Annotated in this window: 23 protein-coding genes; 15 read left to right on the top strand and 8 right to left on the bottom strand. The window is 64.7% G+C overall.

The window, feature by feature from the left end; translation table 11 throughout:
- Positions 1–314 precede the first annotated feature (314 nt).
- The gene (xth, locus tag PSAL_RS03365; RefSeq protein ID WP_119839881.1) at positions 315–1,124 is read left to right on the top strand and encodes an exodeoxyribonuclease III; all 810 of its coding nucleotides are present in this window, start codon (positions 315–317) and stop codon (positions 1,122–1,124) included.
- A gap of 125 nt (positions 1,125–1,249) precedes the next feature.
- Here the strand turns inward: xth and PSAL_RS03360 are convergent, their stop codons facing one another.
- Both PSAL_RS03360 and dksA read right to left on the bottom strand, forming a co-directional pair.
- Positions 1,250–2,443: an FAD-dependent monooxygenase gene (locus PSAL_RS03360; RefSeq protein WP_119839880.1), complete on the bottom strand. Its 1,194-nt coding sequence runs from the start codon at positions 2,441–2,443 to the stop codon at positions 1,250–1,252.
- A 245-nt stretch (positions 2,444–2,688) separates the two neighbouring features.
- Positions 2,689–3,111 (bottom strand): RNA polymerase-binding protein DksA, encoded by a 423-nt coding sequence (dksA, locus tag PSAL_RS03355; protein WP_119839879.1) that lies wholly within the window; start codon positions 3,109–3,111, stop codon positions 2,689–2,691.
- A 223-nt stretch (positions 3,112–3,334) separates the two neighbouring features.
- Here dksA and PSAL_RS03350 point away from each other — a divergent pair, with 223 nt between their 5' ends.
- The 9 genes from PSAL_RS03350 to PSAL_RS03310 all read left to right on the top strand — a co-directional run bounded on the left by PSAL_RS03350 (position 3,335) and on the right by PSAL_RS03310 (position 10,453).
- A complete protein-coding gene (locus PSAL_RS03350) occupies positions 3,335–4,177 on the top strand; it encodes an AAA family ATPase (RefSeq protein WP_119839878.1) in 843 nt (280 codons plus the stop codon).
- Between the two features lie 159 nt (positions 4,178–4,336).
- Positions 4,337–4,798 (top strand): GNAT family N-acetyltransferase, encoded by a 462-nt coding sequence (locus PSAL_RS03345; RefSeq protein ID WP_119839877.1) that lies wholly within the window; start codon positions 4,337–4,339, stop codon positions 4,796–4,798.
- A 71-nt stretch (positions 4,799–4,869) separates the two neighbouring features.
- Positions 4,870–6,243, top strand: a complete 1,374-nt coding sequence (locus PSAL_RS03340; RefSeq protein ID WP_119839876.1) for a DUF2927 domain-containing protein — start codon at positions 4,870–4,872, stop codon at positions 6,241–6,243.
- Positions 6,244–6,245: 2 nt separating this feature from the next.
- Positions 6,246–6,413 carry a hypothetical protein gene (locus PSAL_RS03335; RefSeq protein WP_196222827.1) on the top strand — a complete coding sequence of 56 codons (168 nt, stop codon included), beginning with the start codon at positions 6,246–6,248 and terminating at the stop codon, positions 6,411–6,413.
- Positions 6,414–6,503: 90 nt separating this feature from the next.
- Positions 6,504–7,688, top strand: a complete 1,185-nt coding sequence (locus PSAL_RS03330) for a vWA domain-containing protein (RefSeq protein ID WP_119839875.1) — start codon at positions 6,504–6,506, stop codon at positions 7,686–7,688.
- Positions 7,685–8,032, top strand: a complete 348-nt coding sequence (locus PSAL_RS03325) for a hypothetical protein (RefSeq protein WP_119839874.1) — start codon at positions 7,685–7,687, stop codon at positions 8,030–8,032. The genes PSAL_RS03330 and PSAL_RS03325 overlap by 4 nt, the downstream gene beginning before the upstream one ends.
- Positions 8,022–8,645, top strand: coding sequence for a DedA family protein (locus tag PSAL_RS03320; RefSeq protein WP_119839873.1), 624 nt, complete (start codon positions 8,022–8,024; stop codon positions 8,643–8,645). The genes PSAL_RS03325 and PSAL_RS03320 overlap by 11 nt, the downstream gene beginning before the upstream one ends.
- A gap of 88 nt (positions 8,646–8,733) precedes the next feature.
- A complete protein-coding gene (locus PSAL_RS03315; RefSeq protein ID WP_119839872.1) occupies positions 8,734–9,420 on the top strand; it encodes a M48 family metallopeptidase in 687 nt (228 codons plus the stop codon).
- Between the two features lie 10 nt (positions 9,421–9,430).
- Complete coding sequence (locus PSAL_RS03310; RefSeq protein WP_119839871.1) at positions 9,431–10,453, top strand: LLM class flavin-dependent oxidoreductase; 1,023 nt, start codon at positions 9,431–9,433, stop codon at positions 10,451–10,453.
- 3 nt (positions 10,454–10,456) lie between these two features.
- On the opposite strand, the gene PSAL_RS03305 is transcribed toward PSAL_RS03310, so the two are convergent.
- The 3 genes from PSAL_RS03305 to PSAL_RS03295 form a co-directional block, all read right to left on the bottom strand.
- On the bottom strand, positions 10,457–10,996 hold the full coding sequence (locus tag PSAL_RS03305) for an RSP_2648 family PIN domain-containing protein (RefSeq protein ID WP_119840223.1): 540 nt from the start codon (positions 10,994–10,996) through the stop codon (positions 10,457–10,459).
- Positions 10,996–12,174 carry an RSP_2647 family RNA methyltransferase gene (locus PSAL_RS03300; RefSeq protein ID WP_231388597.1) on the bottom strand — a complete coding sequence of 393 codons (1,179 nt, stop codon included), beginning with the start codon at positions 12,172–12,174 and terminating at the stop codon, positions 10,996–10,998. The genes PSAL_RS03305 and PSAL_RS03300 overlap by 1 nt, the downstream gene beginning before the upstream one ends.
- A 290-nt stretch (positions 12,175–12,464) precedes the next feature.
- On the bottom strand, positions 12,465–13,142 hold the full coding sequence (locus PSAL_RS03295) for a DUF6778 family protein (RefSeq protein WP_119839869.1): 678 nt from the start codon (positions 13,140–13,142) through the stop codon (positions 12,465–12,467).
- Positions 13,143–13,362: 220 nt separating this feature from the next.
- Between PSAL_RS03295 and edd the strand changes: the two genes are divergently transcribed.
- On the top strand, positions 13,363–15,165 hold the full coding sequence (edd, locus tag PSAL_RS03290; RefSeq protein WP_119839868.1) for a phosphogluconate dehydratase: 1,803 nt from the start codon (positions 13,363–13,365) through the stop codon (positions 15,163–15,165).
- Between the two features lie 46 nt (positions 15,166–15,211).
- Positions 15,212–15,853, top strand: coding sequence for a bifunctional 4-hydroxy-2-oxoglutarate aldolase/2-dehydro-3-deoxy-phosphogluconate aldolase (gene eda / locus PSAL_RS03285; RefSeq protein ID WP_119839867.1), 642 nt, complete (start codon positions 15,212–15,214; stop codon positions 15,851–15,853).
- A 112-nt stretch (positions 15,854–15,965) separates the two neighbouring features.
- Here eda and PSAL_RS03280 read toward each other — a convergent pair whose 3' ends face one another.
- Complete coding sequence (locus PSAL_RS03280) at positions 15,966–16,283, bottom strand: hypothetical protein (protein ID WP_231388596.1); 318 nt, start codon at positions 16,281–16,283, stop codon at positions 15,966–15,968.
- On the bottom strand, positions 16,280–19,084 hold the full coding sequence (locus tag PSAL_RS03275) for a bifunctional [glutamine synthetase] adenylyltransferase/[glutamine synthetase]-adenylyl-L-tyrosine phosphorylase (protein WP_119839866.1): 2,805 nt from the start codon (positions 19,082–19,084) through the stop codon (positions 16,280–16,282). The genes PSAL_RS03280 and PSAL_RS03275 overlap by 4 nt, the downstream gene beginning before the upstream one ends.
- Before the next feature lie 320 nt (positions 19,085–19,404).
- Between PSAL_RS03275 and PSAL_RS03270 the strand changes: the two genes are divergently transcribed.
- The 3 genes from PSAL_RS03270 (at position 19,405) to PSAL_RS03260 (ending at position 21,347) form a co-directional block, all read left to right on the top strand.
- Complete coding sequence (locus tag PSAL_RS03270; RefSeq protein ID WP_119839865.1) at positions 19,405–19,872, top strand: DUF2852 domain-containing protein; 468 nt, start codon at positions 19,405–19,407, stop codon at positions 19,870–19,872.
- Between the two features lie 106 nt (positions 19,873–19,978).
- Positions 19,979–20,425 carry an RDD family protein gene (locus tag PSAL_RS03265; RefSeq protein WP_119839864.1) on the top strand — a complete coding sequence of 149 codons (447 nt, stop codon included), beginning with the start codon at positions 19,979–19,981 and terminating at the stop codon, positions 20,423–20,425.
- Positions 20,426–20,528: 103 nt separating this feature from the next.
- On the top strand, positions 20,529–21,347 hold the full coding sequence (locus PSAL_RS03260) for an arginyltransferase (protein WP_119839863.1): 819 nt from the start codon (positions 20,529–20,531) through the stop codon (positions 21,345–21,347).
- A 112-nt stretch (positions 21,348–21,459) separates the two neighbouring features.
- On the opposite strand, the gene PSAL_RS03255 is transcribed toward PSAL_RS03260, so the two are convergent.
- The gene (locus PSAL_RS03255; RefSeq protein WP_119839862.1) at positions 21,460–23,814 is read right to left on the bottom strand and encodes a TRAP transporter large permease subunit; all 2,355 of its coding nucleotides are present in this window, start codon (positions 23,812–23,814) and stop codon (positions 21,460–21,462) included.
- Between the last annotated feature and the right edge of the window lie 12 nt (positions 23,815–23,826).

Here is a 23,826-nt window from a genome sequence, read left to right as displayed (position 1 = left end):
TGTGTTTATTCACATGAGCTTCGCGGGACAGAAGTTTGTTAACACATCAAGAACAGATTGTTGCTGAAATTTTAATTACTTAGCCGGATTCGCGTCATGTCGGGCCCTGGCCGGGCAGCATGCGCGTCAGGGTTGACGCGAATCGGTACCGGACACCCGGAAACCTGCCGAATCAGCGCCAGCGAAGACGCCGCTATACGTCACATGGCGTTTCGCCCGTTCTGCCCCATCGGGTGCGGGTTGAAGGCACCCCTTTCCCTTGCCATCGCTGTCACGCCTTGCCATCAGGAGGCAACAGGTCGAAGGAATCCGCCATGAAGCTCGCCACGTTCAACATCAATGGGATCAAGGCCCGCATCAAAGCCCTGGGGGATTGGCTGGACGAGGCCCAGCCCGACGTGGTGGTCCTGCAGGAGATCAAATCTGTGGACGAAGGGTTTCCGCGCGAAATGTTCGAAGAGCGCGGCTATCAGGTCGAAACCCATGGGCAGAAAAGCTTTAACGGGGTGGCGATCCTGTCGAAACTGCCGCTGGAGGACGTGACGCGCGGCTTGCCGGGCGACGAGAGCGACGAACAGGCGCGCTGGATCGAGGCCACCGTGGTGGGAGACAGAACGGCGCTGCGGATCTGCGGGCTTTACCTGCCCAATGGCAATCCGGTCGAGCTGGAGGCCGATGGCACGCCGGTCGCGGGGGGCAAATACGCCTATAAGCTTGCCTGGATGGCGCGGCTGAAGACCCGTGCCGAGGCGCTGCTGGCTGCCGAGGAACCGGCGGTGATGCTGGGGGATTACAATATCATTCCGCAGGAAGAGGATGCCGCCAATCCCGAGAAGTGGCGCGAAGACGCGTTGTTCCGCCCCGAAAGCCGCGCCGCCTGGCGCGCCGTGGTGAACCTTGGGTTTACCGAGATCATCCGCACCAGGATGCCAGCACCGGGGCATTACACCTTCTGGGACTATCAGGCCGGGGCCTGGAACAAGAACGACGGCATCCGGATCGACCATATGCTGATGACGCCGCAATGCGCCGATCTGGTCACCGACTGCGGGATCGATGCAGGCATTCGGGGGCGCGAGAAGCCATCGGATCACGTGCCTGTCTGGGTCGATCTGGCGTTGTGAACTGAGGTCTCGGGCGCGTGAAGGTCAGAAGGGGCGCTGCCCCTCTTGAGGCCTGCGGCCTCAATTCACCCCGGGATATTTGCAACAGGGAAACTTGAAGGAAGTCCCGGCAGGGCCGCGCGCGGTCAGACGAGGCTATGACCGCCGGTGACGTCGTGACCGTAAAGCCAGTCGAATTGGCGGAGCATGAGGTCTGGGGCCAGGCGGTCACTGAGGCGCAGGGCCGTATGCGCGACGGCGCGCAGCGGCGGGAAGCGCAGGTGATATTTCCAGGCATTGCGGTTGGCCGCTTCGATGGCGCGGCGGATCCGCGGCACGCGGGCCTGTTCGTAGTGCCTGAGGGCATCGGCGGGACGTCTTCCTGCGGCTAGACCGGTGGCGAGGCTTTCGGCCAGCACCCAGGCATCTTCCAGCGCCAGGTTGGCCCCCTGGGCCATGAAGGGCAGTGTCGGATGGGCAGCGTCGCCCAGGAGGGCACAATTGCCGGCGGTCCAGCGGGGGGCGACGGGGTGGCGGTGCAGACCCCAGAGGTTGGTTTCGGTGACGCGGGCCAGAAGCTGGCGGATTTCGGGCGGGAAGCCGGCAAAGGCGCGGCGCAGGTTGCCGGGGTCATCCGCATGGGACCAGCCGTCCGGGGTCCAGGCCGCGCGTTCCTCGACAGCGACGATATTCATCAGTGCGCCCTGACGCAGCGGGTAGGTCACCAGGTGGCGGCCGGGGCCCATGTGCAGCCGGACTTCGGGCGTGGGCGCGCTGTCCAGCGGGACGACGGCGCGCCAGGCGACCTGCCCGGTGAAGCCTGCGCGGCTATCGCCGAGCAGCGCGTTCCGCAGGCAGGAATGCAGGCCATCCGCGCCGATTACCAGGTCAGGGTGCAGCCGCGCGGTGTTGCAGACAAGGATCTCGGGCGGTGTTCCGGGGATCACCTCCTTGACCTTTTGCAACAGGCGGATGCGAACCCCGGCGGTGCGGGCGCTTTCGGCCAGGGCACAGATCAGGTCGGCGCGGTGACAGAAGTAATAGTCCGAAGGCCGGGTCGCCGCCTGACGCGCCAGATCGAGCCGCAGCGCCGGCCGTCCGGTGTGGTCCAGAAGATTGATCGCGCGGGCTTTTTGGCCGATCCCGGCCGGATCAAGCCCGAGGCCACGCAGCACCGCTGCGCCATTGGGGCTGATCTGCAAGCCGGCGCCCACCTCGCGGATCGCTTCGGATTGCTCCAGCACCGTCACCTGGGCCCCGCGCAGGGCCAGAGCCCGCGCGACCGCGAGGCCGCCGATACCTGCGCCAATCACGGCGATCTTCATCTCGTTCAATTCCAAGGTCTTGTCCGCCGCAAAGCCAGGGTCCCCGAGACCTGCCGCATCAGGCTGACCGGGTCGGAGGGACGCGCCGGGATATGGACCCGGATACGCCGGATTTGCAAGTAACAACGCCGGAGCAAAAGCCCCGGCGTCTCATGTCGCGCGTCATCGTGATAGCATCGTGTGCCTGTCATCCGCCCGCCCGGCCAGAGCGGGGATTTGCCCAGGGCAGGCCGCGCCGAGTCAAACGGCACCGCAAGTCTTCAGTCGTCGCGATGGACCCGTTCACGACGTTCATGACGTTCCTGGGCTTCCAGGCTCATCGTGGCGATCGGCCGGGCGTCGAGACGCTTGAGCGAGATCGGCTCTCCGGTCACTTCGCAATACCCATATTCCCCCTCGTCGATCCGGCGCAGGGCGGAATCGATCTTGGACACCAGCTTGCGCTGACGGTCCCGCGTGCGCAACTCCAGCGCGCGATCGGTCTCTTCCGAGGCCCGGTCGGCGACATCCGGGATATTGCGTGTGTTCTCTTGAAGCCCTTCGACCGTATCACGGCTGTCGGCCAGAAGATCATCCTTCCAGGCGTGCAACTTGCGACGGAAATATTCGAGCTGGCGGTCGTTCATGAACGGCTCGTCCTCGGCGGGACGATAGTCGTCATCAAGGAAAGTTTCTGCTTTCATCAGCGGCTCCCAAACTAGTCCTCAGCCCGTCGCGCGCGATTGCCTTGGCGGGCCGTAGGGTCCCCTGCCGCGGGGCTTAAACTGTTCGAAATCGCTTGTCACTAGTCAAATCCCGTTAACCATCGCCGATTGCGGGACAAAGCGGAAAACTTTATCGTTTCGAAATGAACCCGCCGCTGCCCCGGCCTTTACCGGGCCTGCCCCAAGGAAAGACCCCTGCCAGATGCGCTTTGAAGGTACGGAAAATTACGTTGCCACGGAAGATCTTACCATTGCCGTGAATGCTGCCGTCACATTGCAGAGGCCGCTTCTGGTCAAGGGGGAGCCCGGAACGGGCAAGACCGAGCTGGCCCGCCAGATTGCCCAATCCTTGGGCCTCGACATGATCGAATGGTCGATCAAGTCCACCACACGGGCGCAGCAGGGCCTTTATGAATACGATGCCGTCAGCCGGTTGCGCGACAGCCAACTGGGCGATGCGCGGGTGCAGGACGTGGGCAATTATATCCGGCGCGGCAAGCTGTGGCAGGCCTTTACGGCCGATGAACGGGTGGTGCTGCTGATCGACGAGATCGACAAGGCGGATATCGAATTCCCCAACGACCTGCTGCAAGAGCTCGACCGGATGGAATTCCATGTCTACGAGACCGGTGAAACCGTGCGGGCGCGGCTGAGGCCCATCGTCATCATCACCTCGAACAACGAAAAGGAACTGCCCGATGCCTTCCTGCGGCGTTGTTTCTTCCATTACATCCGCTTCCCGGACATGGAGACAATGCGCGCCATCGTCGAGGTCCATCACCCCGGCATCAAGCCCGCCCTGCTGACCACCGCCCTGACGCAGTTCTACGAACTGCGCGACACCCGCGGCCTGAAGAAGAAGCCCTCGACCAGCGAGGTGCTCGACTGGCTCAAGCTGTTGCTGGCAGAGGATTTGACCCCCGAGGACCTGAAGCGCGACGGCGCCAATGCCCTGCCCCGGCTGCACGGCGCCCTGCTGAAGAACGAACAGGACGTGCATCTGTTCGAAAAGCTGGCCTTCATGGCGCGCGGGCAACGGCGCTGATCGGGCTGCGCAATTCGGTGACAGGCGGCAATGAAGCGCCGTCCACGCGCGCGCCAGGGGTTGATCCTGCCCGGCGTGCGGCCCACAAATCGCCCCGCGCCCCTTGGCCGACCTGGCCGGGGCATCAAAAGGTCCGCCGCATGTCTGAAACTACCTGTCATGTCTGAAACCACTTGTCATGTCAGGCCGCTGGCGTGCGCCGATCGGGCGGCCTGGGGCGCGCTTTGGGATCTTTACCTCGACTTCTACGGCACCACCGCGCCGGAAGGTTTGCCGGATCTATATTTCGAGCGGCTTCTTGGCGACGACCCTCGGGATTATTCCTGCCTCGTGGCCGAAACCGGGGGCCGGCTGGTCGGGCTGACCCATTTCCTGTTTCACCGCCACGGCTGGAAAGCCGAAGAGGTCTGCTATCTTCAGGATCTCTACACCCTTCCGGATGTGCGCGGCGCCGGGATTGGCCGCGCGCTGATCGAAGGGGTCTATGGCGCTGCCGATGCCGCCGGCGCGCCGGGGGTCTATTGGTTGACCCAGGCAGGCAACGCCCAGGCACGGCAACTGTATGACCGGGTCGCCGGGGTTACCGATTTCATCAAGTATCAGCGGGTCCTGCCTTCATGACGCCGATCGTTCTCCGTGATCCCCTACCGCGTCTGGGCAGCCTGCGCCGACGCGGGATAAAAGCCATATTGATGGTCCCCTTGCTGGCGCTCGCGCTGGCTGGTTGCGCGACCAACCCCGAAAAGACCGACATGCTGCCCGAGGCGCAGATCATTTCCTTGCCCCCCCTGCCCGCGATGAAGATGTTCGGCGCGGCGAGCCCGGTCGCCCCAATGGTGTCCAACGCCGACCTGGCGGAAGATTTCCTCGACCTCAGTTTCCAGCTGGAATCGGGTCGCGACCTGCCCGTGATGACCCGCTTCGAGGGCCCGATCCGCGTCCAGGCCAAAAGTGCCGGTGGTGGCGCCCTGCCCGCCACCCTGTCGCGCGACCTGTCCGCCCTGCTGATCCGGATGCGCAATGAGGCCCATCTGGATATCCGCATGGCGCGCGAGGGCGAGACGCCCAACCTGATCGTCCAGGCGGTCAGCGGCGAAGACATCCGTCACGAATTGCCCGATGCCGCCTGCTTTGTGGTGCCCGGGATTTCCGACCTGTCGGAATTCCGCACCGCCCGGTACGAGGCGCGCACAGATTGGGGGCGCATGACGCAGCGCGACCTGATCGCCCTCTTCGTGCCCGCAGATGCCGCCCCGCAAGAGCTGCGCGATTGCCTGCACGAGGAAATGGCCCAGGCGCTCGGCCCGCTGAACGATCTTTACCGGCTGCCAGACAGCACCTTCAACGACGACAACCTGCACCCGATCCTGACCGGCTACGACATGCTGATCCTGCGCCTGACCTACGCGCGCGAATTGCACAGCGGCATGACGCGGGCGCAGGTTCAGGCACAATTGCCCGCCCTGCTGGCGCGGCTCAACCCCGCCGGACAGCAGATCCCGCCCCGCCATGCCCGTGCGACGCCCCGGCAATGGGATGCCGCCGTGTCGCGCACACTTGGCCCCGGCGCCTCGCCCGCCGCGCGACTGCGCAGTGCCACCGATGCGGTCGCCATCGCCGAAAAGGAAGGCTGGGACGACAACCGCACCGCCTTTTCCTACTACATCCTGGGACGCCTGACCCAGCCGCAGGACCCCGCCCTGGCACGCGACCTGTTCCTGCATGCCTACCAGATCTATGCCTCGGATCCGGTCACCGGCCTGCAGGCGGCCCATGTGGCCGCGCAACTGGCACCCTATCACCTGGCGCTCGGCGAGCCGGGATCGGTCCTCGCGCTGCTCGGCAGTGCCGAAACCGAGGCCCGCCGACATCAGGATGCGGCCCTGCTGGCCTGGATCGAGATGCTTCAGGCCGAGGCGCTGGACCTGCAGGGCAACGGCAGCCGCGCCAGATCGGTCCGGCTGGACAGTCTTGGTTGGGCAGGCTACGGCTACGCCCCGGATTGGGTGATCTGGTCCAAGCTGCAATCGGCGGCCGCACTCAGCCCCCTGTATATCGGAGACTGATCATGCTGGTTCTCGCTGGACTCATCCTTGGTGCCCTTCTGGGCGGACTGCGCGCGAAGAAACGCGGTGGCAATGGCAAGGATATTTGGCAATACGCCATCGCACATGCCATCCTGTTCATGCTGATCGGGCTGGTCGTGACCATCGTGCTGCACCGCATGGCGCTCTGACCCGCGCGAGCCAATCTGCCGACCACAGGGCCCCGCCTGACAGTCAGACGGCTGGACGGCCCCCCCCTCGATGAAGGAGATCTTCCCCCGATGTTCATCCCCTTCTTTCAAAACCTGCGCGACCACGGCCTGCCCGTCAGCCTGCGCGAATACCTGACCTTTCTAGAGGCGCTGAAGGCCGGGCTGGTCACCTATGACCCCGAGGGGTTCTATTTCCTCGCCCGTGCCGCGATGGTGAAGGACGAGCGCAACATCGACCGCTTCGACCGTGCCTTCGCCGCCGCCTTTGAAGGACTGGAGGCGATTTCCGCGCAAGAGGTCCTGTCGCGGGTCGACATCCCCGCCGACTGGCTGCGCTCCATGGCCGAAAGGCACCTGAGCGAGGCCGAAAAGGCCGAGATCGAGGCGCTCGGCGGCTTCGACAAGCTGATGGAGACGCTGAAGCAGCGCCTCGAAGAACAGGACGACCGGCACAGCGGCGGCAACAAGTGGATCGGCACCGGCGGCACCTCGCCTTTCGGCGCCGATGGCTACAATCCCGAGGGGGTTCGGATCGGGCAGCAAAAGTCCCGCCATCAGCGTGCGGTCAAGGTATGGGACAAGCGCGAATTCCGCAATTTCGACGATCAGGTCGAACTGGGCACCCGCAACATCAAGGTGGCGCTGAAACGACTGCGCAACTGGGCGCGCGATGGTGCCGGTGAGGAACTCGACCTGAACGGCACCATCCGGGCCACCGCCGAACACGGCTACCTCGACGTGCAGACCCGGCCCGAGCGGCGCAATGCGGTCAAGGTGCTGCTGTTCCTCGACGTGGGCGGGTCTATGGACGGGCATATCAAGGTGGTCGAAGAATTGTTCTCGGCCGCGCGGGGCGAATTCAAGCATATGGAAAGCTTCTATTTCCACAATTGCCTTTACGAGGGCCTCTGGCGCGACAACGACCGTCGCCATGGCGATCAGACCCCGACCGAAGACGTTCTGCATCGCTTCGGCCCCGACTACAAATGCATCTTCGTCGGGGATGCCTCGATGAGCCCTTATGAAATTGCCATGCCCGGCGGGGCCAATGAACATTGGAACGCCGAGGCCGGTCAGGTCTGGCTGGAACGCGCCCGCGCCCAGTGGCCCGACCACATGTGGCTGAACCCGGTTCCTGAAGCCTATTGGAAATACACCCAGTCGATCGCCATGATCCGCGAGATCTTCGAGGATCGCATGGTGCCGATGACCCTTGCCGGGCTGGAAAGCGGCATGCGGATGCTGGCGCGATGAGGCCGCGCATCAGGGACCTGCGACGCACGCCTCCGCTGGCGCTGGCCGGGATCCTGCTGGCCCTGGGGCTGGCGCTGTTCTTCGCGCTGCGCATCCTGCTGATCTCGGTCCACTGGTTCGACGAACCCCATCGCGGCCCTGCCCCCCAAGGCTGGATGACGCCGGGTTACCTTGGCTACACCTGGAGCATCGACACGGACAGTATGCTGGAGGCGCTGGACGTCGACCCGCGCCCCGAACAGCGGCTGACGCTGTATCAACTGGCGGCCCGCAAGGGCATTCCACAACAGGATTTCCTGGTCGCAGTGACCAATTGGCTGGAAGACAACGCCGATGATGAATGAGGAAGTCCTCAGGCTGCTGGTGTCCTATGGACCCGGCATCATTTTCGCGGTCACCTTCACAAGTTGCATTGCCCTGCCTGTCCCTGCTTCGCTGGTGATGCTGGGCGCGGGCGCGCTGGCCGCTGCCGGGGACATGCCCTTCTGGGGTCTCTTGGTCAGCGCCTATGTCGGCGCGGTTCTGGGCGACATTGCCGGCTACGGGCTGGCCATCCTTCTGGAAGGTGCTCTGAAGGACCGCCTGCGCCCCGGTCCGCGCACCCTAGCGCTGACGCAGGAGGCCCGTCGCCGCCTTCTGGCGCATGGCGGCAAGACGGTCTTTCTCAGCCGCTGGCTGCTGTCGCCGCTTGGTCCATACGTCAACTTCGCCGCGGGGGCCGCACGCATGCCGATGCGCCAGTTCCTGCCCTCCAGTGCTGCCGGAGAGGTGATCTGGGTGGGTTTCTACCTCGGCATCGGCCATGCCGCCGCCCGGCACCTGCCAAAGGTGACGGAGATCGCGTCGAACGTGGCCGGGCTGATCCTTGCAGGGGCCGTGGCCTGTGGCATCCTTTTTGTCCTGCATCTGCGCCTGCGCCGGTCGCGCCGCCGCGGCGACAGCCTGCCGGAAAGCTGACGCCCTGCTCTCTCGGCGTACCTGCCCCTGACAAGAATGTCGGGCGCTGCCGATTGCCCCGGCGCGCCGCTGCCCCCATATTCCCTGCATGCTCAAGTTCACGCCCCTTCTTCTGGCCCTCATCTACGGGATCGTCGCCTGGCGCTTCTCGGCCTGGCGGCTGAAGTCGGAGCTGGACAACAAGTCCGCCGAGCTGGCCGACCCCGGTTTGCGCAAGCACATGGGACGCCTGGCCGAGGCGCTGGACCTGCCGCGCATCAAGGTGCATCTTTACGATGTACCGACGATCAACGGGCTGGCGGCGCCGGATGGCCGGATCTTCATCACGCGCGGCTTCTATGACGCCTACCGCGCCGGCACCGTGACGGCGGAAGAGATCCTGAGCGTCGTCGCCCATGAACTGGGCCATGTGGCCCTTGGCCATTCGCGGCGCCGGATGATCGACTTCTCGGGGCAGAACGCGCTGCGCATGGGGCTGGCGATGGTGCTGGCCCGCATTCTGCCGGGGTTCGGGCCGATGGTAGCCGGCGCTCTGACATCCCTGCTGACCGCGAAACTGTCGCGCAAGGACGAATACGAGGCCGACGCCTATGCCAGCGCCCTGCTGACCAAGGCGGGCTACGGTACCGCGCCGCAGGTCAGCCTGTTTGAAAAACTCGAAACCCTCTCGGGCAACCGGGGCAACAGCCCCGCATGGCTGCTGAGCCATCCCAAGACCGCAGAGAGGATCGCCGCAATCCAGGCCCTGGATGCCAAATGGCACGGGCGCGGCTGAAAGGACCGACATGAAATATTCACTTCTCGACCTCGCACCAATTCCCGAGGGCAGCAGCCCTGCCGAGGCGATCGCCAATTCCGTGGCCCTGGCCCGCGCCGCCGAAGAGGCCGGCTACAACCGGCACTGGCTGGCCGAGCATCACAATTCGCGCGGCATCGCCTCGTCCGCGACCTCGGTGCTGATCGGGCATATCGCGGCGGCCACCAGCCGCATCCGCGTCGGCTCGGGCGGGGTCATGCTGCCCAACCACGCGCCGCTGGCGATTGCCGAGCAGTTCGGGACGCTGGCGACGATCTATCCCGGGCGCATCGACCTTGGCCTGGGGCGCGCGCCGGGCACCGACATGGCAACCGCCCGCGCGTTGCGCCGCCACATGGACCAGACCGACAGCTTTCCCCGCGACGTGGGCGAATTGCTGGCCTATCTCGGCGATGCGCAACCGGGGCAGCGGCTTCATGCGGTGCCGGGCGAAGGCACCCATGTGCCGATCTGGATCCTCGGCTCCTCGCTATATGGCGCGCAACTGGCGGCACAACTTGGCCTGCCCTATGCCTTTGCCTCGCATTTCGCGCCCGATCACCTGGAACAGGCCGCGGATATCTACAGGCGCAGCTTCCGCCCGTCGGAATATCTCGAAAAGCCCTATTTCATGATGGCAATGAGCGTTTATGCCGGGGACAGTGACGCCGAAGGCGCCTATCTGCGGACCTCGATGCAACAGGGGTTCATCAAGCTGCGGCAGGGCGATCCCGGCCCGCTGCCGCGCCCGGTCAAGGACATCTACGACCTTTATGACCCCGAGATCGTGGAGATGGTGGACCGCGCCTTTGCCGTCAGCGCCACGGGCAGCGCGGAAACCGTGCGTGCGCAACTGGAGGCCCTGCTGCGCCAGCATGGGCCGGATGAGGTTATCCTCGCCTCGCAGATCCATGACCCGGCCAAGCGTATCCGGTCCTTCCAGATCGCCGCCGAGCAATTGCAATCACTCGGCCATGAGGCCAGCCATGGTGCGGCGCCGATGATGGCCTAGGGTCTAGTGATCCAGCGCCTTGCCAAGGCGCGGCATCCGGGCCTTGCGCATCAACTGGCGCAGGGTCCATGCCTCGCCCGACAGGGTTTCGATCCGGATCCTTGCGGTTTCGGCCAGCGCCCGGATCGGATCCGGCGCGGCCTCGAAGAACCCAAGAAGAAGGGCATCGGGATCGGCCCGCGACAGGCCTTCCTCGGCCAGGATATGGCGCGGGAAATCCTTGGCGTTGGCGGTCACGATCATATCGGCCGAGGCACTGGTCCCAAGGGCCAGGACATGCAGATCGCCGGGATCAGGCAGCCAGAGACGGCGTTCCATGTCCTCGGAATAGCGCCGCTCGGCCCCCGGAAAGGCGGCGCGGGTCAGCGCCACTTCGCCGCGCGCCTGGGCTTCGCCTCCGGGTGCCTTGGCGGCGGCCAGTGCCCATTCCTCAAGGATGCGCGCCGACCAGATTGGCTGAAAGAACCCGGCCTGCGCCGCCCCCAGCAGCATCTCGCGCATCACCGTGGGGTATAGCACGCAAGCGTCGAGGACCGCCTTCATCATAGCCGGAAGAACAGCGCCTTGAGGTAGGAGCTTTCCGCCAGATGCGGGTGGGTGGGGTGATCCGGCCCGGCGAACCCGGTGTGGATCAGCGCGTAATCGCGACCCGAGCCGTAAAGCCCGCGCCCGATCCCCCGGATCGAGGAGGCGCGGAATTTTTCAAGCTCGGCGGCATGAGAACAGGAACACAGCCCAAGGATACCGCCCGGCGCAACCAGCGGCGCGGCGAGGCGCGCGATGCGCTCATAGGCCCGCAGGCCGGCTTCGAGCGCCTGCTTGTTGGGGGCAAAGGCTGGCGGGTCGCAGATCACCACATCGAAGGTCTCGCCCGCGTCGGCGAGCGCTTCGAGCGTATCGAAGGCGTCGCCCTGCCGGATGGAAAAGCGGTCGGCCGCGCCCATGGCCGCCGCGCCCTGTTCAGCCAGCGCCAGTGCGGGGGCCGAGCCGTCAACCGCAAGGGCCGAGGTCGCGCCCTGTGCCAGCGCGGCAAGGCCGAAGCCCCCGACATGGGCAAAGACGTCGAGCACCCGCGCGCCCTTTGCGGCGCGGGCGGCAAAGGCGTGGTTCAGGCGCTGGTCGTAGTAAAGGCCGGTCTTCTGGCCGCCCGTCAGGTCGGCCATGTAGGTCGCCCCGTTCATCTGAACCTCGAGCGGGGCATCGGGCGCCTGCCCGGCCAGCACGCCGGACACATCGTCGAGGCCTTCCAGCCCACGCGCACGGCCGGAGGCATTCTTCAGCACGTTCCCGATGCCGGTGACCTCTTGCAGGGCCGCCACAAGCGGCTCAAGCCGCAGGTCGGCCCAGGCCGCGTTGGGCTGGATCACGGCCGTATCGCCGAAGCGGTCGATGACGACGCCGGGGAAACCGTCGGCTTCGGCGTGGATCAGGCGGTAGAACGGCCCGTCGAACATCTTTTCACGCAGGGCCAGCGCCTTGGCAAAGCGGGTGGCGAACCAGGCCTGGTCGATGGGGCCGCTGTCGGGCGCCCCCAGCACGCGGGCCATGATCCGGCTTTCAGGGTTCACGGTGACAAGGGCGATCGGCGCGCGATCGGAATCTTCCAGCACCGCAAGGCTGCCGGGGGCAAGCGCCTTGGTGCGCCGGTCTGTCACCAGCTCGTTTGCATAGACCCAAGGCGCCCCGTGGCGCAGGCGCCGGGCGTCGGTCTTGGGTTTCATCCGAATGACGGGAAGGTCTGAGGGCATATCCATCCCGTTCCTCTAATCGCTTCGGGGGGATGAGGGAAGTGGGATATGCAGGGCGATCTGTTGCAGGACGGACGGCGTCACGTGACGTCCCGCGCCTGGCACGGACCTTCGAAGACCCGTCCCTTCTTATAGGCCGCTCCCCTACAGGCCCACCCCATAGGGACCTCCGCCATCCCTTCTGGGGAGGCAAGACAACACGACCCGGAGCAAGCTTCCGGGTCGTGGAAATTCTGTCGGTGCCGTCAGAGACCGGGATCGGGTCAAGGATGCCCGACGATATCGGGCAATTCGCCGGCAATGGTGCGCGGCGCCTCCAGCGGCACGGGCGCGGGATAGCCCGTCGGGCAGATGCCCAGCACATCGACTTGCAGCGCCTGGGTCAGGTGCCGCGAGATGCGGTACTTCTGGGTCTCGCCGCGATGGATGGCGTCGATCGCCTCCTGACCACCGTAGCCGGGGATCTGGGTCTTGAGCTGATAGACCGGCTCCAGCAGTTCGCTGGTGTAGGGGTCCGAGATCGTCATATCCAGGGTGACCGTCAGCCAGCCCCCGGTCGTGGCCTGCGTGCGGTCCGTCAGCGCGTGGAAATACCGCACTTCCATGCCGACATGGGCCGGGCGACCGCCTTCAGAGACCTTGAAGGCGCTCGTGGCGGCATCCGCGACGATGGTCTGAACCTGGGCATGGCGGTCGCCAAGCGGGTCCTCTTCCCACAGGATATCGGTGCTGGGATGATAGGTATCGGATTCCGATACACTGAGCGACCGCGGCACCCGGACGGCGAATTTGGTCACGTCGTAATCCGTCGCGCCCTTTTCAGCCAACGGCGTGCATTCCGCGAAGTTGACCGACTCCGTGTAAAAGGCTTCCTTGTAGACTTGGCAGCCGGACAGCAGCATTGTGCCCCCCAACAAGAGGCCGAACTTCAGCTTACCCATAAGATGTTCCTCCGCCGAAAAATATGCCAATAGGATGCAAGAGCGACGATGAAACGGCAAGCGCGGAGGACGCGATTATCTGTCAGTTGCGAAGAAAAAGCCCAAATATCATCGAGAGCGCAGGCCGTGGGTTGGAACCCGGCCATGTTAGCGCTAAAATATAACCCGAGCCACGCGCGACGCTATAGATAGCGACGAAGCCAGACCGGAGGCCTCGACCATGCCATTGAACCAGACAATTTCCGATGTGACCGAACGGATCATCGAACGATCCCGCGACCGCCGCGAGACCTATATGGGTCGGATCGGGGCTGCGGCGGAGGCCGGGCCGGTGCGCGCGCATCTGACCTGCGGCAACCAGGCCCATGCCTATGCCGGGGTACCCACGGACCAGGACGCGCTGTCCAAGGGCCGGGCCGCGAACATCGGTATCATTACCGCCTACAACGACATGCTGTCGGCCCATCAACCCTATGAACGGTTCCCCCAACTGATCCGCGACGCGGCCCGCGCCAAGGGCGCCACGGCCCAGGTCGCAGGCGGTGTGCCGGCCATGTGCGACGGCGTCACCCAAGGCCAGCCGGGGATGGAGCTTTCGCTGTTCTCCCGCGATGTCATCGCCATGGCGGCCGGGATCGGCCTGTCGCACAATTGCTATGACGCCGCGCTATACATGGGCGTCTGCGACAAGATCGTGCCGGGCCTCGTGATGGCGGCGGCGACCTTCGGCCATATCCCGGCGGTCTTCCTGCCCGCCGGTCCGATGCCGAGCGGCCTGCCCAACGATGAAAAGGCGCGCGTCCGTCAGCAATATGCCACCGGCGAAGTCGGCCGCGACAAGCTGATGGAGGCCGAGATGGCCTCCTATCACTCGCCCGGCACCTGCACCTTCTACGGCACGGCCAATACCAATCAGATGCTGATGGAGTTCATGGGGCTGCACCTGCCCGGATCGAGCTTCGTCAATCCCAACACGCCGATGCGCGACGCGCTGACCGTGGCGGGCACCGAGCGGGCGCTGGAGATCACGGCGCTTGGCAATGATTTCCGCCCTGCGGGCGAGATCCTGGACGAGAAGGCCTTTGTCAACGGCATGGTCGGCCTGATGGCCACCGGCGGCTCGACCAACCTGGTGCTGCACATGCCGGCCATGGCGCGGGCGGCAGGGATCATCCTCGATCCAGCCGATTTCGACGAAATTTCGTCCGTCGTTCCGCTGCTGGCCAAGGTCTATCCCAACGGGCTGGCGGATGTGAACCACTTCCACGCCGCCGGTGGACTGGGTTATCTGATCGGTCAGCTGCTGAACGCGGGTCTGCTGCATGACGACACCAAGACCATCGCCGGGGATGGTCTTGAACGCTATACGCAGGAGCCCAAGCTGAAAGAGGGCCGCGTGGTCTATGAGCCGGGTGCCAAGGACAGCCTGAACGAAAAGATCGTACGCCCCGCTACCGACCCGTTCCAGAAGACCGGCGGGCTGAAACACCTGTCCGGCCCGCTGGGGCGCGCAATCATGAAGGTCTCGGCCGTGAAGCCCGAGCACCATGTGATCGAGGCCCCGGTGCGGATCTTCCACGACCAGAACGACGTGAAGGCCGCCTTCAAACGCGGCGAGTTCACCGCCGATACCATCGTCGTGGTGCGCTATCAGGGACCCAAGGCCAACGGGATGCCGGAACTGCATTCGCTGACGCCGACCCTGGCCGTGTTGCTGGATCGCGGGCTGAAGGTCGCGCTTCTGACCGACGGGCGCATGTCCGGCGCCAGCGGCAAGGTCCCTGCCGCAATCCACCTTACGCCCGAAGCCGCAGATGGCGGCACCATCGGGCTGCTGCAGGACGGTGATGTCGTCCGGCTGGACGCGGTGGCGGGCACGATTTCGACCACGGCGGATCTGTCGGATCGCGTGGCCGAGGCCCCCGACCTGTCGGCCAACAGCCACGGGATCGGTCGCGAATTGTTCGAGACCTTCCGCCAGAATGCAGGTCCCGCTTCTGCCGGGGCCTCGAACGTCGTCTGACCCTGCCTGTTTTCTTTGAAATCGTTCTTCAATCACGGAGCCTTCCATGACCCCCGCAGAAGCCACCCTAGAAGCCGAAAAGATCTGCCGCCTGGCCCCGGTGATCCCGGTTCTGGTCGTTCATGATGCCAGCATTGCCGCCGATCTTGCCAAGGCGCTGATCGCCGGCGGCTTGCCGGCGCTGGAGGTCACCCTGCGCACGCCGGATGCGTTGAAGGTGATCGAGGCCATGGCCAAGGTAGAGGGCGGCGTGGTTGGCGCCGGTTCCATCCTGACACCGGAAGCGGTGTCTCAGGTCGTGGCGGCGGGCGCGAAATTCGGAGTCTCGCCCGGTACGACCGACAAGGTGCTGACCGCGGCGGAACAGGCCGATCTGCCGATGCTGCCGGGGGCTGCGACCTCTTCCGAGGTGATGGCACTGCTGGAACGCGGGTACAGGTTCCAGAAGTTCTTTCCCGCCTCGATCAATGGCGGGGCCCCGGCGATCAAGGCAATCGGGGCGCCGATCCCGGATGTCACCTTCTGCCCGACAGGTGGGGTCACGCCGCAGAACGCACTGGATTACCTGTCCCTGAAGAACATCCTTTGCGTCGGCGGTTCCTGGGTCGCACCACAGGATCTGATCGATGCGAAGGATTGGGCCGGGATCGAGAAGCTGGCGCGGGAAGCGGCGGCACTGACCGCCTGAAGGGAGGGGCGCTGCCCCTCTTGAGGCCCAGGCCTCAATTCACCCCGGGATATTTCGAACAGGGAAACCGTAGAGGGCGTGGCTCAGGGGCCGCGCCCTTTTTCCTGGACATTCAGTGGCGTGCCCGGGCGCGCCAGCCACCGCGGCGCTGGCCTGGCGTTACCCGTGTCAGGCCTTCGCGCAGCAGCGCGGTCATCGGGTGCGTGGGGGCGTCTTCTGCGTGGCGGTGCAGCAGGAGGTCTATCGCCGCTTTCTGATCCTGCGTGTCGGACAGGCTAAGCGCCCAGTCCATCAGGATGGAACGGCATTCGGCGTCAGAGATGCCTTCGATCCGGAAGGCTTCGCGGATCAGCGCCTTGGGGTCGGCACTGTCGCCTTTCATGCGCGGGTGGCTTGCGCTCGCGGGCTGATTTTCTGAGGTTTCGTTCATTTATCCGCCTCCCTTTCGAGGATTTCGTCTATGGCCTCGGCTGCGGAACGGGTGGCGAGGCGATAGGCGTCGCGTAATTCTTCCACCGTTTCGGCGCCGGTATCGCGCAGGAGCAGCGTACGGCCGCCTTCGCCCATCTTCCCGGGATCGATGGGGCGGTCGCTGAGCAATTTGCCTACCTGCCCGATATTCCAAAGCAATTGGTAAGTCGAGTGCAGCAGCTCTGCCTCGTCACGTGTCATCCAGCCGCTTTCCTGAGCCAGGCGCAGGCCGGCACCGATCCAGCCCGAGGGATCGCCGGCGATGAGACCGCCCGCTTGCGCGAGAAGCTCGATCTCCTGATTGCGGCCGGGGCCGATCTTGACCTCCCATTCCGCTTGCGGGCTGCGGGCGGCGGCGATCCGGCTGCGCATCTCGGCGACGTCTTTCAGCACCGCTCCAGCGGCGCATCTGCGTGACAACAGGCCGTCGCGGAACCGAGTGACATCGCGCGCGAGAGCCTGCGGACCGACGATCACCCCAGCACGGGTCAGGGCCAGGTGTTCCCAGATCCAGGCCTGACTTTCCTGATAATCGCGATAGGCCTGCCAGGACGTGGCAACCGGCCCTTGATTGCCCGAGGGGCGCAGGCGCATGTCGACCTCGTATAGCCGCCCTTCGGCCATTGGCGCGCTGAGCGCGGTGACAAGGGCCTGTGTCAGACGGGCATAATAGGTGCGCGAGGCAAGGGGGCGACGCCCCGAAGAGCTTTCTTCGCCCGCCGCGTCATAGATGACGATCAGATCGAGGTCGGAGCGCGCATTGAGCCGCCCTGCCCCGAGCGAGCCCATGCCGAGGACCACCGCGCCGCGTCCGGGTGGCGGCCCGTGGCGGGTTGCGAATTCCTGCTGCACGACGGGCCAGAGGCATTGGATCACCGCATTGGCAAGTTCGGCGTATTGGTGTCCGGCCTCGGCCGGGGCGATGAGACCGCGCAGGTGATGCACGCCGATGCGAAAGTGCCAGTCCTTCATCCAGCGGCGGGCAGAATCCAGACGGGCTTCGTAATCCTCTTCCCTTTGCAAACTGTCCTCAAGCGATTTGCAAAGCGCTTCAAGCCCCGGCCAGTCCTCGAAGAAATGTCCGGCGATCACGGCGTCGAAGACGCTGGCATTGCGGCTGAGGTAAATCGCGAGATCCGGCACTGTGGCAGAGATGTCGCCAACGAGGTCGATCAGCAGGGGGTTGGCTTCGAACAGGGCGAAAAGCTGAACCCCCGCCGGAAGGCGCGACAGGAACCCATCGAAGGCGATCAGCGCCTCATCGGGATGTGCGGCGCGTGCCAGGGACTTCAGGATCTGTGGACGCAGGCGCGAAAAGATCTCTTGCGCGCGTCGGGAGCTGAGCGCCGGGTAACTGCGCCAGCGGTCGAGGATCGCCGGGTCAAACGCCTCGGCCTGAGCCTTGTCCCGCGACCCTGCTGCAGCATCGTATTGCTTGTTTTCAGGGGCAAAAAAGGCCTCGGTCAGATCGTGAACCTCTTTCAGCCGATCAAGGATCTCGGCGCGCAGTTCCGAGACATCCCGCCCCATGAAATCGGCAAGGCGGGCGAAATCCGCGTCCGATTTAGGCAAGTCATGCGTCTGTGCATCCTGGATCATCTGTAGCCGGTGTTCGACCTCGCGGTGCGCGCGATAATGCTCGGACAGGATACGTGCGGTTTCGGCAGGCACCCAGCCCTGCTCGGCCAGACGGGCCAGGGCGGGGACTGTATTGCGCATGCGCAGCGTGGGGTCGCGGCCCCCGGCGACGATCTGGTGAAACTGGGTAAAGAACTCAATCTCGCGAATGCCCCCTCGACCCAGCTTCATGTCGTGGCCCGGCAAGGTGATTGGCCCGTGATAGCCCTTGGTCTCACGGATCGCGAGGCGCAGTTCATGGGCGTCCTGAATGGCCGCGAAATCCAGGTGCCGGCGCCAGACAAAGGGCGTCAGGTCTGCGAGGAACCTGTTGCCGGCCGCCAGATCGCCGGCGGCGGGCCGGGCCTTGATATAGGCCGCGCGTTCCCATGTGCGTCCGACGCTTTCGTAGTACCGCTCCGCCGCCTCAATTCCGACACAGACCGGGGTCACGCCGGGATCGGGGCGCAGGCGCAGATCGGTGCGAAAGACATAGCCGTCTCGGGTGTTCTCGGTCAGGGTCGCCACCATCCGGCGGGTCGCGCGGATCAGTGCGGGGCGTGCCTGCAACAGGGAATCATCGCCATAGCGCGCTTCGTCGTAAAGCATGATCAGGTCGATATCCGAGGAATAGTTCAGCTCATGCGCGCCCATCTTGCCCATGGCCAGAGCCACCATCCCGGCGGCCTCGGGCAGGTCGTCCATGTCCTGCCCCGGCAGTTTCCCACGGCGAATTTCCGGTTCGAGCGCGCCTCGCAAGGCCAGACCGACCGCAAGGTCTGCGAAATCCGTCAGCGTTGCGGTCACCGTTTCCAGCGGCCAGCCGCCGCTCAGATCCGCGAGGGCGATCAGCAGGGCAATGCGGCGTTTGCCCTGGCGCAGGGCCGCCGCGATCTGATCCGGGGCCACGGACTGCAGCCGGTCGGTTTCGCCCGCCAATGCCGCCGCGGGTGCCGAAAGCGCCTGCGGTAGCCAATCTGCTTCCTTCGCGATGAGGCCGGCCAGATAGGGGCTGCACCCGGCCGTCCCTTCGATCAGGCTGGCCAGGTCGCCATCAAGGTCTGGAAACCGGGCGCGCGCATCCGCGCCCAGGTCGGGATCATGGGGGCGCGGCAGTCGCACAATCTGGAATATGTCGGCCATGGGGGGAAAGTGGCCTCGCCGGTGGCGCGGGTCAATCCCTTGTCGCTGCCCCGTGCTACGGTCCTGCACAACCCAACGTTACAAGGGGCCGCGCTTGCCATCATCCGCTTCGTTCCAGGCCAAAACCGCCGGGACGCAGCAAGTTTTCGCCCCGACCCGAAGGACAAACACCTCCCGAAAAAATCTTTAAACCGCTGATATTAATCAACAAAGAACATAAATGTAAAATACTTTCACATACACCCCTTGCGCCAGAGCCACCGGATGCCAATCTAGGAGATGTGAAAGGCATTCACATACAAACACAATGGAGACCGGAGATGACCCCCGCCGCCGCCCAATACGACACCCCGAAGGAGCCGCAACGAGGCGGCAACTGGTTGCGCGATGCTGAAGACTGGATGGACCGGAAAGGCAAACCTGCCTGGATCACTGCCATGGTCCTCGGCTTCGTGTTCTTCTGGCCTGCTGGCCTCGCCCTGCTCTTTTTCATGATCTGGAGGAAGAAATTCATGCTTGGTAAATCCTGCCGTTCCCGCCGTCACGGCCAATTGCACGACATGCAACGCACCGGCTACGCCGCGATGAAATCCAGCGGCAATGCGGCGTTCGACGCGTACAAGACCGAAACGCTGCAACGCCTCGAAGAGGAACAGAACAGCTTCGAAGCCTTCCTGGAACGGCTGCGCGCCGCCAAGGACAAGGCTGAATTCGACCAGTTCATGGACGACCGGTCCAAGAAGGCGACCGCCGAACGCGATACCGCCGTGACCACCCAGGACGCCTGATCTCAGGCCCCCGCGCGGCCGCCCCATCGGGGGCCCGGCCGCGCGATAATTCCGGCGGCCCCACATGGGCCGTCCCTTTGCATCCCACCACAAGGATCCGCCCACCATGACCGCCCTTTCCGACGCCCTGCCCGATCCGGACACGCGCCCGGACTTCTATACCTCCGTCACCACGAAACGGGCGCTGGCCTGGCTGGTCGACGTCGTGATCCTCTCGACGCTGTCGGTCATTGCCGTGGTGCTGACCGCCTTTATCGGCGCCTTCTTCTTTCCCCTGCTCTATCTCGTGATCAGCTTCCTCTACCGCGTGACGACCATCGCGAATGGCTCCGCGACCTGGGGCATGCGCCTTTTCTCGATCGAACTTCTCAGCGGCGAGGGTCGCAAGCTGACCGGCACCGAGGCGCTGCTGCACACGCTGGGCTACCTCGTCAGCTGGGCGCTGGCGCCGCTGCAACTGGTCTCGGTCATCCTGATGCTGGGCTCTGCGCGCGGTCAGGGTCTCAGCGACCATCTTTTGAATACGACGGCGGTGAATCGGCCCCTGCGCTGATCCCGCGCCGTCTCGGGGCTTGGCGCGTTCAGGCTTGGTTGATAACGTTGACCTACAAAGGCACTGAACTCAGGTCCCGAGACCCCGACAGGCAAGACACTCCATGCGCCATTCCCTCCCGCTCGCCCCGCAATTCTATGTGACGGCCCCGCAGCCCTGCCCCTATCTCGAGGGCCGGATGGAGAGAAAGCTGTTTACCTCCCTGCAAGGCGATTCGGCGGAACAGTTGAACAATTCTCTATCAAAACAGGGCTTTCGTCGGTCGCAGAACGTCCTGTATCGGCCTTCATGCGCGGATTGCGCCGCGTGCCTCTCGGCCCGGATCGACGTCGCCGCCTTCCAGCCCTCGCGCAGCCAGCGCCGTGTTCAGAACCGCAACAGCCAGCTCGAACGCCGCGCCTCCTCCCCCTGGGCGACCGAGGAACAATACGCCCTGTTCCGCCGCTACCTCGACAGCCGGCACGCCGATGGCGGCATGGCAGACATGGATGTCTTCGAATTCGCCGCCATGATCGAAGAAACGCCCGTCCGCTCCCGCGTCGTCGAATACGCCGATCAGGACAACAACCTTGTCGCCGCCTCGCTCACCGACGTGCTCGATGACGGGGTCTCGATGGTCTATTCATTCTACGACCCCACGCTGGAGCGCAATTCCCTTGGGACCTACCTGATCCTCGACCATATAGAGATCGCCAAAAGCGCCAACCTCCCCTACGTCTACCTGGGCTACTGGGTCCCCGGATCGCCCAAGATGGGCTACAAGTCCCGCTTCTCCGGCCTGGAACTCTACCACGGCGGCAATTGGGAAAAAATGCGCGATGCGCGGGCCTACGATGCGACGACCCATCCATTGAAAAGCGACCCAATCGCCGAACAGGTCGCCAATATCACCCTGCCCGACAGCCGCGCCCCCAGAGGCTGAGCCGCCAGCGCAGCCCCCACCAAGCACCCTCCTGTTTCCCTGTCGATAAATATCCCCGCCGGAGGCCGGATGCGCCGTGGGCCCAAAGGGTCCGCGGCGCATCCGTTCCCGCTTACCGCCCCAGCAGGGAGGGCACGACCGTCACGATCTGCGGCACGAACCACAGCAGCGCCAGCCCCAGGATCTGAATCCCGACAAAGGGGATGATCCCGCGATAGATGTGCCCCGTGGTCACCGACGGCGGCGCCACCCCCCGCAAATAGAACAGGGCAAAGCCGAAGGGCGGCGTCAGGAAGCTCGTCTGCAGGTTCACCGCAATCATGATCGTCACCCACTTGGGATCGAAACTGCCGCCATAGATCACCGGCCCGACAATGGGGATCACGATGTAGATGATCTCGAGGAAATCCAGCACGAACCCCAGCACGAAGAGCACCAGCATGACGATCAGGAAAACCTTGAACTCACTGTCGTAACTGCGCAGGAAATCCTGGATGTATTCTTCGCCACCAAATGAGATCACAACCAGGTTCAGCAACTGCGATCCCACGAGAATGGTGAACACCATCGAAGTCACCTTGGCCGTCTCGCGCACCACCGGCTGCAAGACACATGTCCGGTAGAGCGTGTAGCACGAATAGATCAGCCCGAAGCCCGCGAACATGTAGGCGGCAGCTGCCGCCAGGTAGGCGATGAAGTCAGCGACCTGCACCTCGTCCTTGTTGATCCGCAGGTCAAAGTTCATCCCCATCACGATCATCACCACCAGCGCGATGGTGGCCCAGGTGATGACCCAGGGGTCCCGCCCCTCTTCGCGCAGCTTGCGATAGGCGGCCAGCATGATCGCCCCACCGGCCCCAAGGGCGGCCGCCGGCGTCGGGTTGGTGATCCCGCCAAGGATCGACCCCAGCACGGCGATGATCAGCATCAGTGGTGGAAAGACCACCCGGATCAGCTCGTTCTGCGCCAGTCGCGCAGCAGCCGTCCGACAGGACCACAGGGTCAGCGCCAGCGGGATCGCCAGGATCAGGAACTGCCCCTCGGGCGAAGTATAGGGCGTGATGAACAGCACATCCGCCAGCAGCGCCAGCGCCAGTCCGGCAAAGCCGATCAACAAGGGGCGCGGCGAGGCCAACGGTGCCACCCCGCGTGCCAGCGTCAGGGTCAGGCCCAGCAGGACGACGACCACCGCGAGCCCGTTGCCGATCGGCGCGGCGGCTGCGGCCTTGGCCAGCACGGCCGCCGCGACTTCGTCTTCGCTCAGGGTATGGCCCTGGGTAGACACGCCCGCCGCGCTCGATGCGGCCTGTTGAGCGACCGAAGCATCCCAGGCCGATTGCCCATGCAGGTCGATCATCGCCGCCTGGCAGGTTTCGCTGACATTGGTGCGCAGCAGACCCGTTTGCTCGGCGGCGGCATAGTTCGACACGCTCAGGTCCTGCGACCCGATCACGCCCAGTTGGCTGCACAGGATCGCCCCGGCGATGATCCCGACCGGCACCAGCAGGAACCAGGTCAGGCCTTCGCCCCGCGTGGTCGTGCCGCCCGTTTTCGCCTCAAGATGCACGGCAGGCGCATTCTCGGGCCGCACCAGTGCATAGCCGAAGGCATAAAGCGCATACAGCAGCGCCAACAGAATTCCCGGCAGCATTGCCGCCTGAAACAGCGTCCCGACAGAGACCACCGCCGGCTTGCCAAGGTAGGTCAGCGCATCCGAACAGCCAAAGCTTTGCGCGCGGGCCTCTTGCGCGGCGGAATAAAGATCCCCCGCCAGCGTTCCCAGAAGCACGATCACGATCGAGGGCGGAATGATCTGCCCCAGCGTACCAGAGGCCGCGATCACCCCGGTCGACAGCTCGGCACTGTAGCCGTTGCGCAGCATGGTCGGCAGCGACAGCAAGCCCATGGTCACCACGGTGGCCCCGACGATCCCGGTCGAAGCGGCCAGGAAGGCGCCAACGACGACAACGGAAACGGCCAGGCCGCCCGGCAGCGGGCCAAAGACCCGTGCCATGGTGGTCAGCAGATCATTGGCGATCTTGGAGCGTTCCAGCGTGATCCCCATCAGCACGAACATCAGCACGGCCAGCAGGGTCTCGATGCTCTGACCGGCAAAGACCCGTTCGTTCATCCGGTTCACGATGAAGGACAGGTTGCGGTCCATGGCGGTTTCCCAGCCACGCTCGAACACCGGCCCGGCAATCAGCGGCAGATCCGGATAGCGGAAATGCGACACCGTTTCGGGATGCACGCCGGTGGCCACCAGGGTCCGGTAGGCCTCGGTCGAGGTGTCGATCGCCTGATGGATCAACATGCCGTTGGCATCCAGCGCGGCGATGATGGCAAAGGCGAACAGACCTGCCCCCGGGATGGCGAAAGCCACCGGGAAGCCTGAAAGAATCCCGGCGAAAAGGCTCAGGAAAACGATGATGAGGCCAATTTCGACCCCGTCCAATCCGAAAATCATGAAGCTCGCGCC

The sequence above is a fragment of the Pseudooceanicola algae genome (assembly GCF_003590145.2).
Taxonomy (GTDB): Bacteria; Pseudomonadota; Alphaproteobacteria; order Rhodobacterales; family Rhodobacteraceae; genus Pseudooceanicola; species Pseudooceanicola algae.
This window is presented reverse-complemented; position numbering and strand designations above follow the sequence as displayed.